The following is an 11,456-nucleotide window of genomic DNA, read 5'->3' on the forward strand; positions in this document are numbered from 1 at the left end:
ATTGAACCGGAGGGGCATCCCAAGAGCAAGGTCATTTCAAATTCGTCGTCCAGTAAGGTTGACGGACCCCATCAATTTACCTTGTGCCAATTAGTTGGCTGGACGCCCCCGGCGTTTTGCCGCAATTTCGGGCTCAAGCGGCGAACCGGTTTGGCCGAAGGCGTCCATCCAGTCGGGGCATGGCATGGGATCAATCACTGTTGAGACGACACCTTTGCCGGGGGGCGTGCTGATCACGCCGCCGCGCTTCGCCGATAACCGCGGCGATTTCTGCGAAACCTATAATGCCGAGACCCTGGCCAATTCAGGGATCGACACCGTCTTCATCCAGGACAATCACTCGCGTTCGCGCTTTGTCGGCACCGTCCGCGGCCTGCACTTTCAGGCCCCCCCCAAGGCGCAGGCGAAACTGGTGCGCGTGATCCGGGGGCGGATCTTCGACGTGATCGTCGATATTCGCGTCGGCTCACCCCACTTTGGGCAGTGGTTCGGGGTGGAGCTTTCCGAGGCCAATGGCAGGCAATTGCTGGTGCCGACAGGATTTCTGCATGGCTTCGTAACGCGCGAGCCCGATACAGAAGTCCTCTACAAATGTTCGCAGACCTATTCGCCTGCCCATGAGGGCGCGGTGCGGTTTGATGATCCAGCGCTCAATATCGACTGGGGCCTTGATGGCGTGGACGCCATACTGTCACCCAAGGACGCCGCTGCCGGGGCGTGGCGCGCGCTCAATTCACCTTTCACCTGGGAGCAAGCCCGATGAAGCTGCTGGTTACCGGCGGAGCCGGTTTTATCGGTTCGGCAGTAGTGCGTCTCGCCATTGGTCGGGGCCATCAAGTCGTCACCCTCGATGCCCTGACCTATGCAGGCCGCCTCGAAAATCTCGATAGCGTCGCCGACAGTCCGAACCACGCATTCATCAGGGCCGATCTCCGCGACCCAGACCAACTGGGGCCGGTCTTTGCTCAGCATCGACCGGATAAGGTGTTGCACCTCGCTGCCGAAACCCATGTTGACCGCTCGATCGACGGGCCACGGGCGTTTGTCGAAACCAATGTGATGGGCACCTATAACCTGCTGGAGGCGGCGCGGGCTTATTGGGTGGCGGAAGGGCGACCGGAGCAGTTTCGCTTCCACCATATTTCCACCGACGAAGTTTTCGGCTCGCTCGGCGCCACCGGCGCCTTTACCGAAGACACGCCCTACGCGCCTAATTCTCCATATTCGGCCTCCAAGGCGTCATCCGACCACCTGGTCCGCGCCTGGCACGCCACGTTCGGCCTGCCGGTGCTGTTGACCAATTGCAGCAACAATTATGGACCCTATCAGTTTCCCGAAAAGCTGATTCCGACCGTCGTGCTCAACGCCCTCCAGGGCAAGCCAATTCCGGTCTATGGCAATGGCACCAATGTGCGCGATTGGCTTTATGTGGAAGACCATGCCGAGGCGCTGCTGGCGGTTCTGGAGGGCGGCGCGGCCGGGCGTTCCTACAATATCGGCGGCAATCGTGAGGTCAGCAATATCGAGTTGGTACGGGCGATCTGCACTCTCCTGGACGAGCTGCGGCCCATCGCGGGGACTTATGCCGACCAGATCGACTTCGTCACCGACCGTCCCGGGCATGACTTCCGCTATGCTATCGACGCTACCCGCATCGCCGATGAGCTTGGCTGGCAGCCGGCGACCAGCCTTGAGGACGGGCTGCGGCGCACGGTGGAATGGTATCTCGGCAATGACAGCTGGTGGCAGGGCGTGCAGGGCCATGCCGATTTCGGCAAGCGTATCGGGCTGACGGCATGACACAGGCGTCCTGGGAGGCGAAGCAGCATGGTTGAGCGCAAGGGGATTATCCTGGCCGGTGGCTCGGGCACGCGGCTCTATCCGGTGACTATGGGCATTTCCAAGCAGCTGCTGCCTGTCTTCAACAAGCCGATGATCTACTATCCGCTGACAGTGCTGATGCTGGCCGGTATACGCGAAATCGCCATCATCACCACTGCAGACGACCAACCGCAGTTCCAGCGCCTGCTGGGCGACGGTTCTGTGTGGGGCATCAAGCTGGAATACATCATCCAGCCATCGCCAGATGGCCTGGCCCAGGCCTATCTGCTGGCCGAGGATTTTCTGGCCGGCGCGTCATCCGCCATGGTGCTTGGCGACAATCTGTTCTTTGGTCACGGGTTGACGGAATCCCTGGTCGTCGCGAACGCCAAGTCGGTCGGCGGCACGGTCTTTGGCTATCGCGTCGCCGACCCGCAGCGCTATGGCGTGGTGGGGTTCGGGAAGGACGGGACGGTGACATCTCTCGTCGAAAAGCCGGAAAATCCGCTTTCCGACTATGCTGTCACCGGGCTTTACTTCCTCGACGGCTCGGCGCCGGCCCGCGCCCGCTCGGTCAAGCCATCGGTCCGCGGCGAACTCGAGATTACCAACTTGCTGGAGACCTATCTGGCGGACGGCACGCTTGCCGTCGAACTGCTGGGGCGGGGCTATGCCTGGCTGGATACCGGCACGCATGCCAGCTTGCTCGACGCCGGCAATTTCGTCCGCACCCTTGAGGAGCGCCAGGGCATGCTTGTCGGCAGTCCCGATGAAATCGCCCATAGTCAGGGCTGGATCAGTGATGCCCAGCTTGGTGAACGGGCAAGTCTGTTCGCCAAGAGCTCCTATGGCCACTATATCGGACAATTGGCCAAGCCCGCATGACCAGGGGTGAGCCGGCACAGAGCCCGGTGCTGAGCGTCATCGTGCCCGCCAGCAACGAGGCAGGCCTGATCGGGCGTTGTCTCGATGCCCTGCTGGCCAGCTGCTTTGATGTGCCAACGCGCTGGCAATTGCTCGTGGTCGCTAATGGCTGTCGGGATGATACCGCTATGGTCGCGCGCGGCTATGGGGATGCCGCCAGAGCCCGCAATGTCGACTTCCAGGTGATCGAGGTGGCGCTGGGCAATAAGCTCAACGCGATCAATGTCGGGGAGGGAGCGGCCCAGGGCGGCGTGCTGGCCTATATCGATGCGGATGTCGTGGTCAGCCCGCACCTGCTGCCGCAACTGACCGAAGCGTTGGGCGGCGATGCGCCCGCCTATGGCACCGGCACGCTCTGCATCGCTCGTGCCCGGCGCTGGGATTCGCGCGCCTATGGCCGCTTCTGGAGTCAGCTGCCCTTTGTCATTGATGGTGCGCCGGGCTGCGGGGTCTTTGCCGTCAACCGCGCCGGTCGGAGCCGCTGGGGCGCTTTCCCCGCAATTATCTCCGACGACACATTCGTGCGATTGCACTTCGGGCCCGGGGAAAGAAAGAACGTCCCGGCAGACTATCAATGGCCGATCGTCGAAGGCTTCGAGAACTTGGTCAAGGTCAGGCGTCGCCAGGACCAGGGAGTGGCGGAAATCGCCGCACTTTATCCGGATTTGCTGGCCAACGAGCACAAGTCCAGGCTGACGCCGATGCGACTTCTCCAACTGGCCATGGCCGATCCGGTGGGTTTTGGAGTGTATGCGACGGTTGCCCTCGCCACCAAGCTGCCGGCACGCAGCCGGGAAAAATGGGTGCGGGGCCGCTGATCTCAGTTGAACAGGTCGGTCTGACGCGGCACTGCGGCATGAATCCCGAAATGCCTGACATCGTCGATCACCCGGCGCGCGATGTGCTTGCCAATCTTGGCCGCGCCATCGCCGAAGCCATAAACCAGGCACTTATCGGCCAGGATATTGATGGAGCGTGGCGTTCCCTGCGCGAAGTCGAAGATTTCGTAGATTGCCTGCCGCGAGAACAGGTGCGGATTGCCGCCTGCGGTCTTCAGGCGATGCTCGAAATAGGCCACAGCGTCAGACCGCAACATCGGCGGCAAATGGAAGTCTGATGAAATGCGCTGCGCGAACTGGCTCAGCTCCGGGCGTTGCAGCATTTCGCGCAGTTCCGGCTGGCCGACCAGCACCAGTTGCAGCAGCATGCTGTCGATATTGAGATTGGACAGCATCCGCAATTCCTCAAGGCGTGCCAATTCAAGGTTTTGCGCCTCATCGATCACCAGGACGACTCGTTTCCCCTTGTCTGCCTGGTCGTGCAGAAAGGTTTGAAAATCCTGGTGCAGGCGTGGATAGGACAGGCTTTCGAATGGCTGGCGGAACGCCATCATGATCCATTCCATCAGCCCGCCGGTGCTGATCGATGTCGTTGAGATGAGGCCCAGTGTGACATTGGCGTCTGGGAGGTTGCTGATCAAACGCTGAACCAGAGTAGTCTTGCCGGAACCAATTGCCCCGGTAACGACGGTGAATCCGGCCTGGCCAATCAGTCCGTATTCCAGCATCGCGTAAGCAATGCGGTGAGGCCTACCGAAATAGAGGAACCGCGGGTCCGGCAGGATCGAAAATGGTCGTTCCTTGAAGCCGAAATGCCGTTCATACATCAGCTCACCTCAACACGACCTCAAAGGTCATAACTGCGGGCCTTGTTGAGCACCAACTGCACGGAGCGGGCGCCGTGCAGGTAGCTTCTACAATTGTCGAGATCGGCCATCGTCGATTCCCCGACGGCAAGCAGCAACAGCACGATATCGATCTCCGACACCAGCGAAACGGCTCGATCATCGCTGAGCAGGGGCGGCAGGTCCAAAATGATCGTGACGGGCCCCAAATCCCGGCGGACGGTATTCGCCCATTCCATGAAGGCGTTGCGCAGCTCGGCGCCAGCCTTGCCCTCGATTGCCGGCAGCAGACTGGTGAGGCGGACGGTGACGCCTCCGACCTCGAGCTTTTGGAACGCATCGCTCGGCTGCGGGGCGGGGCTGTTGCGCAGATCGAGTCCAAGCAGGCTGCGCAGTCCGCTGCCGCTCGGGGCCAGGTCCACGAGCACAACCTCGCCTTTGCGCATACGGGCGATGGAGAATGCCAGATTGGCAGCAGTCGTCGACGTGCCGCAATGAACTGTCGGCGCGGTAACGGCAATGATGGCGCTTTCGGTCGCGTCCGGGTCTGCCTCTTTCAGGCAGGTATTGCGCAGCACATCGAAAGCACGCGTCATCTTGTCGGTGCCATCATAGCTGACGATGCGGTTGGACTTGAGCGCAGTCGGCACCAGCATGCGCGGTTCTTGCACCAGATTGAGATGCGGCCGCGCCGATAGCGGATGGACGACCTGAGGCGCCGGCCTTGCTGCATCTTGCGCGCGGGTCAGGGCGTTAATAAAGCTGTCCACGTCTGTTACTCCGAGCCTAACTGGGCCTAATCACAAGTCCGATGGTTTCACTCAGCGTGGCGCCAAGGGGCGTCACATAGAGCATCGCCGCCAATGCTGCGATCACCACACCCACCACAGCAATCGGCACGCCCAGGCTGGTGCTGCCGGCGCTCCAATTTGGCAGCACCACGAGTGTTGCGCCTTCCAGCACGCCTGTGAAGTCCCGGCGTCCCTTGATGGTGCGATCAAGAAGATCCGCCAGCACCAGACAAGCCAGTCCGACGATCGCCGCCAGGCCAAGAACAATCATCATATTGCGGGTCCGACCCGAGCCGCTGGCGTAGCGTGGCACCTCGGGAGCATCGAGCACCCGAACCTGCGCATCCTGCTGATCGCTTTCCAGGCGCTGGCCCACCAGAGCGGTATCGAGCTTGGCCTGCATGCCGGCCAGGCTGGCCTGCATGGCATCGCGCTCACGCTGCAGGGCCGACAGCTCTGCCTCCACACTTGGCATCTGGGCGATGGTGGCACGCAAGGCGGCCACGCGCTCGTTGACCACCGCGCGACGGGCGATAAAGTCTTGCCGCTGCTGGTTTGCTGTAGCGATGCGCTCCGTGAGCAGGGCAACTTCCGCTCGTGGCGCCTCACCAGGCTGCTGCTCTCCTCTGGCCAGGCTCGCCTCCATTGCGGCTATGCGTGCCCGCAGCGCCAGGATCTGTGGGTGAGAATCGGAGAATATCGTCAGCCGGTCCGACAACTCGGCCCGGAGGGCGTCAATTGGCGCCGCAGCCGCGCTGGTCTGCGCTGAAGACGCAATGGAGAGTTGGGTTTCCAACAGGCGCGTATCGGACATCAGGGTAGCGCTGGCCGTCTGCAGCGTCAGCAATTCCTGATTGAGTTCCTGCATCTCGGATGTGTAAAGCGGAAGACGGCTCGGCAATAGCGCTTCATTGGTGGTGATGAACGCATTCCAGCGCGCCTCGACCTGGTCGGACTGCGCCTGCAATGCCGCCACCTCCTGCTCAAGAAAGCGGCTGGCTTCCCTTGCCTGCCCCATGCGCGCCTCGCGGTTTTCGCGGATGATCATCGCAATGATCTCGTTGGTGACATCGGCAGCGAGCTGGGGTGTGTCGCCTTCAAATCCAAGGGTGAAGATCGCCGCATCCGACGAGGGGTCGTTAGGGTCGGCCGGCATGTAGCGCAGGGTTATGTGATTGCGCACCAGCGTGGCGAGCTGGCTGTCCGAACCGGTATTGGCGACGCCGGGATACAGGTTGAACTTTCTGGCCAGGCCGACCAGGTTGTCCCGTGAAAAAGCCCGCTGTTCGAAGAACTGCAGCCGTTCTCCGGTCACTGTGCTTTCGACCAGGGCGCTGGAAATCTGCGGTGATTGGGCGACGATTCGCGCTTGGGACACGTAGGAACGCGGCATCGAGAACACGACATAGGCGCCGATCACCATGACCACCAGAGCCGGGACGAGCCAGATCAGCGGGCGCCGCCACACAAGGTCCCAGTAATAGCGCACAATTCGTAGTTCGCTGTCCATCGCAGTCCCAGTCTCCGTCGCCCTATTGAGGGCTTGCCGCCGTTGCCTGTGCCACCCGCGTTACGCGCACAAGATCGCCCAACGCAACCGGTGTCTCTTCGGTAGCATCGATTGTGGTGGTGCTACCATCCTTCGTCCTAACGATGGAGTAGCGCAGACTCGTTTCCCCTCCCTGGATCGGCCGGTACAACGTCAACGCACGACGGCTTTCCGCCAATCTTGCAATCAAGGTGTCACGTTCGCGCTCTGCGGCCCCCAGCTGTGTCATCAGACCCACGCGATAATCCTGGACGAGCCCGTCGACACGGGCCTGTTCGGTCAGCATGCTCCCCTGCTGGTTGGATAGCGCCGATTTCAACTGGCTAAGGGTCCCCTCCATGTCGACTATATTGATCTCGATCTCGCGCATCTGGGAGGCCTGCATTACCCCGCGCTCGACCAGCGTGGTTGCCGCTGCCAGCCTTTCCTGGGACAACGCGATCCGCTGCTCCATACTACCAATTTGGCCCTTGATCCCCTCGATCGTACTCTGATTGACCGCCAGCAGCCGTTCCAGGGTATCCTGTTGTGCCCCCAGATAGTCGCTCTGCATGGCAAGCAGGGCCTGCTCGCGCTCGATATAGGCCGAGCTTGGTAAACTGCTCTCCGCCGAGCTCAGGTCCAACTGCGTATTCCCGGCAATCTGGGCATTCAGCCGGGCAATCGTGACCGACAGTTCGGCCATTCGAGCCTGGTCATTGTCTATACTGCTTTCCAGTTCGATGGCGCGGTCCTGGTCAGCTGCCAGGAAGGTGCTGCGGTAAGGCCCTCCGGCAACGGCGACGACGTGCAGAACCGTCATGCCCTGACGGAAGGGGTAAACTCCCGGTTCGGCGACATCCCCCGCAGCGAAGACGCTCGGCGCATTCTGCTCGCTCGGCACCAGCGAGACATTCAGGCTGACGGCTTCAGTCAGGAAGGGCTGCAGCTTGGCAATCAGCGCTTCTTCGAGGTCCTCGAGCGAGAGTCCTTCGGCAGCAACGCTGCCCACGAGCGGCAATGAAATCCTGCCATCCGGCGCCAATGCAACCTGTCGTGACATGTCGGCATATTGGTCGACCCATATCTGTACGGAATCGCCAGGCTGCAGATGGTACTCCGACTGGGCGAATGCGCCTGGCGATGCAAGCAAGACTAAAAACAGAAGCAACATGTTGAGCGCGCGCATATCCACATCCCGCTTTGCAAGCCCAAGCTTTTCTGAATTCTATAGGTCGCAGCTCAAATCTTGTCCATTTGGTATCAAGAGCTTAGTTAAGATCGTGCGCCAAGCAAAAATCACAAAGCCGTGTCGATACTTGCGTCCATGCAGGCTTGTCGCCGAGCGGTTATTGGTCGCTCCAGGCGGCGGCGGGGTGGGTTGCTGTCGCCCTCAAAGCAAACAGGCCCTGAACTGGGTCGCGTCCTGGCGGTGTTGCTCTCTGACCGCCGAGTTCGCTTTGAGACGCAGCAAAACCGTGTTGCCGTCAGGGCAGGTTGGGCAAGCCTGTTTTCGGATAGGCGTTCACAACCCGCCACACCGTCGCCTGCATGAGTTCGGCGAGCGCCGGGCCAGGTGACACTGCGGCGCTGCCGCCAGCCTTGTTGAGTTGATAGGGCAGTCCGCTGGGGTCGCGCTGATACAGCACGGCATAATGGGTGAGAGCGATGACATAAGCGCCCAGATCGTTGAAATGCACCGCATCCTGGCTGCCATCGGGCGCAAGGGCAAAAAAGTCCTCCACCCGCGTCACGCCGTCGACGCCGCCGCGCTCAATAACGGCGCGCACCACCGCAGCCAGCGCCTGGCCGCCGGGAATGACATAGATCGGATGCCCGGATTTCGCTGCGGCTGGCAACAAGATCTGCTGCTCCCAATATCGGGTGAGGTCGAGATCGACGCGCTCCAGCCATCCCTCCGGATCGGTGATCTCCGGCCAGGTTTCATAGAGATAAACATTCACATCATTGCGAGCGCTGTGGGCGCGTTCTGCCCAGCGCGCCAGATAATTCGCACTGTCGTGGTAGGCAATGGCAGAACGGATCTCGACCATTTCCGTGACAACGATGCTGTCGTAATCGCCACTCTCGACGGCGCTTGCCGCGTCTCGATAGCGGGGGTGGTCATTCTCGACATCGAAGCCATTGATCCCTTCGATGGGCCCCCAATGCTCCTTGAGTGAAGTCCCCCAACCAAGCTGGCTCTGATAATCGTGCCCGTTGCCGGCCAGTTGGGCCAGCATGGCAGGCATGTCCCGCCCGACCAGACTGTGGCCAAGGTGATAAACGCTCAGCGGCCGCTCTGGAACCAGCGCGGGGCGGTCATAGAGTGACAGGGCGCTGGCATGGTCGGTCGCGGCGCTGCGTGCCGAACTGCCGAGCAGCAGCGCACCGAAAAATCCCATTGGCAACAATGATAGAGCAGTCCGACGCCGCAGGGCGGGGAAGCCGAATTTCCTGCGGGGCATGCTTGACGTCCGAGGTTTAATGGAAGGACAATTCACTATTGTACAATAAATCTGCCCTGTAAATTGCGGCATGCACTATGAGCGTACCAGGTACCCAATTCCAGCAATGCGAGGCACGCTGCTGTCTCAAAGCTTAGGATAGTTATGCTCGACGTCGCCGTCATCATCGTGAATTATCGAACAGCGCAGCTGACAATTGATAGCGTCGCCGCACTGTTGGCCGACCCATCCATGCCACAAGGCAGCCATATCGTGGTCATCGATGGCGCCTCGGGCGATGGCTCGGCCGAGGTCATTGGCAAGGCCATCAACGGCAATGGTTGGTCCGACCGTGTCACGCTGGCGCCGCAGGACGTCAATGGCGGCTTCGCCTATGGCAACAATCGGGGTATCGAAGTCGTCGACGCCGATCTCGGCGGCGCGAAGTCCTACCTGCTGCTGAACCCCGATACGGTGGTCCGAAGCGGCGCTGTGCTGGCGCTGGCGGATTTTCTCGATCAGAACCCCAATGTCGGCATTGTCGGCAGCCGGCTCGAAGACCCCGACGGTACCTTGCAGGCATGTTCCTTCCGATTTCCCACTGCGCTTGGCGAACTGGAGTCGGAGGCCCGCGTGGGCCCGGTTTCGCTGCTGTTGCGCCATTGGCGCGTTGTGCTGCCAGTCTCCGATCGGCCCAGCCAGGCAGATTGGGTTTCGGGCGCCTCCATGATGATCCGGCGGGACGTTCTTGAAGAGGTGGGCCAACTCGATGAGGGTTATTTCCTCTATTATGAGGAACTCGATTTCTGTCGGCGCGCCGTTGATCTTGGCTGGCAATGTTGGACAGTGCCGGCGAGCCGTGTTGTACATTTGTGTGGGCGTGCCACCGGCCTCCCCAGCAAGGGCCCGAAGGTGAACCGCCGACCCAGCTACTGGTTTCAATCCCGACGGCGCTACTTCAACAAGTATCACAAGGGCTTTGGCGCGCTGGCATCCGATCTCGGCTGGTTGACGGGGCAGGGCATCTGGCACTTGCGGTGCTGGCTGGAACGCAAGCCCAATGGGGATGCGCCGCGACTGGTTGGAGATTTCCTCGCCAATCGCGGGCTAAGGGCAAACTGAATGGGCACCGCTCCGGGCAATGTCGGCGTCGTGGTCATTGGCCGCAATGAGGGGCAACGGCTGGTGGATTGCATTGACCGTCTCGGCGAGTTGGCCGGGCGCTCGGTCTATGTCGATTCTGGATCCAGCGATGGCAGCCAGGCGATGGCGCGCGCGCGCGGGGTAGCGGTTATCGACCTCGATACCACCGTTCCCTTCACGGCCGCTCGTGCCCGCAATGCCGGCTTCTCCCAACTCACGCGCGATCACGACCTTGAATTCGTCCAGTTTGTCGACGGCGATTGCATGCTCGATCCAGCTTGGATCGAAACCGCCCGAGATTTCCTCGATGAGCGCCCGGACGTCGCGCTGGTTTGCGGGCGGCGGCGTGAACGATACCCCGACCGGACCATCTTCAATGCGATGTGCGATCGCGAGTGGGACGGCCCTATCGGCGAAATCGCCGAGTGCGGTGGCGACTTTCTGGTGCGGGTGAAGGTTTTTCAGGCCATTGGAGGCTTCCGCCCCGAACTCATTGCCGGAGAGGAACCCGAGCTTTGCGTGCGTCTGCGTGAGCGCGGCGGCTTGGTCTGGCGCCTCCCGGCCGAAATGACCCTTCACGACGCCAATATCGTCCGCCTCGGGCAGTGGTGGCGCCGCGCGGTGCGGAGCGGCCATGCCTTCGCCGAGGTTTCGGCCTTGCACCGCGACAATGCCCACGGCATCTGGCGCCGCAATGTGGCGCGCGCCTTGGGCTGGTCCGCCATTGCGCCGACATCGCTTGTCCTGTCAGCAATTCTGGGGCCGTCCTGGCTGCTCTTGCTGCTGGCCTATCCCGCCGATATCTGCCGACAGGCGTTTCGGATGGGCGCGTCCGATGCCCAGAACTGGCGCGCTGCGGCGTTTTCCGTGCTTGGCAAGTTTGCTGAGTGCCAGGGGATCGCGCAGTTCTATCTGGAAACGCTCGCTGGTCGCCGCGCGGTTCTGATCGAGTACAAATGAGCAATGGCCGCCGCGCCGGAGCCGTGGGCTACTACTCTCGCCGCCCCTGAAAATCGGGGCCCGACCCAGTAACCAAGTCACCAGCTTGTGCCTCAACTGCTGTTCCGAAAACGATCAATATCGGCTAAAACCACGCCCAAGTGATGGTGGCTGGTATG

11 protein-coding genes are annotated in these 11,456 nt (G+C 61.3%); 6 read left to right on the forward strand and 5 right to left on the reverse strand.

The window, feature by feature from the left end:
• Positions 1-184: 184 nt before the first annotated feature.
• The 4 genes from rfbC to BUA69_RS02710 are packed head-to-tail and all read left to right on the forward strand — an operon-like array spanning position 185 to position 3,563.
• Entirely contained in the window at positions 185-763 is a 579-nt protein-coding gene (rfbC, locus tag BUA69_RS02695) for a dTDP-4-dehydrorhamnose 3,5-epimerase (RefSeq protein ID WP_072866446.1), read from the forward strand.
• Positions 760-1,800: a dTDP-glucose 4,6-dehydratase gene (rfbB, locus tag BUA69_RS02700; protein ID WP_046136407.1), complete on the forward strand. Its 1,041-nt coding sequence runs from the start codon at positions 760-762 to the stop codon at positions 1,798-1,800. The genes rfbC and rfbB overlap by 4 nt, the downstream gene beginning before the upstream one ends.
• Positions 1,801-1,827: 27 nt before the next feature.
• Complete coding sequence (gene rfbA, locus BUA69_RS02705; protein WP_046136406.1) at positions 1,828-2,706, forward strand: glucose-1-phosphate thymidylyltransferase RfbA; 879 nt, start codon at positions 1,828-1,830, stop codon at positions 2,704-2,706.
• Positions 2,703-3,563, forward strand: a complete 861-nt coding sequence (locus tag BUA69_RS02710) for a glycosyltransferase family 2 protein (protein WP_046136405.1) — start codon at positions 2,703-2,705, stop codon at positions 3,561-3,563. The genes rfbA and BUA69_RS02710 overlap by 4 nt, the downstream gene beginning before the upstream one ends.
• 2 nt (positions 3,564-3,565) lie before the next feature.
• Here BUA69_RS02710 and BUA69_RS02715 read toward each other — a convergent pair whose 3' ends face one another.
• The 5 genes from BUA69_RS02715 to BUA69_RS02735 form a co-directional block, all read right to left on the reverse strand.
• The gene (locus tag BUA69_RS02715) at positions 3,566-4,411 is read right to left on the reverse strand and encodes an ExeA family protein (RefSeq protein WP_046136404.1); all 846 of its coding nucleotides are present in this window, start codon (positions 4,409-4,411) and stop codon (positions 3,566-3,568) included.
• A gap of 20 nt (positions 4,412-4,431) precedes the next feature.
• Positions 4,432-5,199: a P-loop NTPase family protein gene (locus BUA69_RS02720; protein WP_046136403.1), complete on the reverse strand. Its 768-nt coding sequence runs from the start codon at positions 5,197-5,199 to the stop codon at positions 4,432-4,434.
• Between the two features lie 16 nt (positions 5,200-5,215).
• Positions 5,216-6,730, reverse strand: a complete 1,515-nt coding sequence (locus BUA69_RS02725; protein ID WP_046136402.1) for a GumC family protein — start codon at positions 6,728-6,730, stop codon at positions 5,216-5,218.
• Positions 6,731-6,752: 22 nt separating this feature from the next.
• The gene (locus BUA69_RS02730; RefSeq protein ID WP_046136401.1) at positions 6,753-7,937 is read right to left on the reverse strand and encodes a polysaccharide biosynthesis/export family protein; all 1,185 of its coding nucleotides are present in this window, start codon (positions 7,935-7,937) and stop codon (positions 6,753-6,755) included.
• A gap of 298 nt (positions 7,938-8,235) precedes the next feature.
• Positions 8,236-8,991, reverse strand: a complete 756-nt coding sequence (locus BUA69_RS02735) for a hypothetical protein (protein WP_201777474.1) — start codon at positions 8,989-8,991, stop codon at positions 8,236-8,238.
• Between the two features lie 369 nt (positions 8,992-9,360).
• Between BUA69_RS02735 and BUA69_RS02740 the strand changes: the two genes are divergently transcribed.
• Positions 9,361-10,317: a glycosyltransferase family 2 protein gene (locus BUA69_RS02740; protein WP_046136399.1), complete on the forward strand. Its 957-nt coding sequence runs from the start codon at positions 9,361-9,363 to the stop codon at positions 10,315-10,317.
• Positions 10,318-11,298: a glycosyltransferase family 2 protein gene (locus BUA69_RS02745; protein WP_046136398.1), complete on the forward strand. Its 981-nt coding sequence runs from the start codon at positions 10,318-10,320 to the stop codon at positions 11,296-11,298.
• Positions 11,299-11,456: the final 158 nt, after the last annotated feature.

This window comes from Devosia limi DSM 17137 (assembly GCF_900128975.1).
Classification (GTDB): domain Bacteria; phylum Pseudomonadota; class Alphaproteobacteria; order Rhizobiales; family Devosiaceae; genus Devosia; species Devosia limi.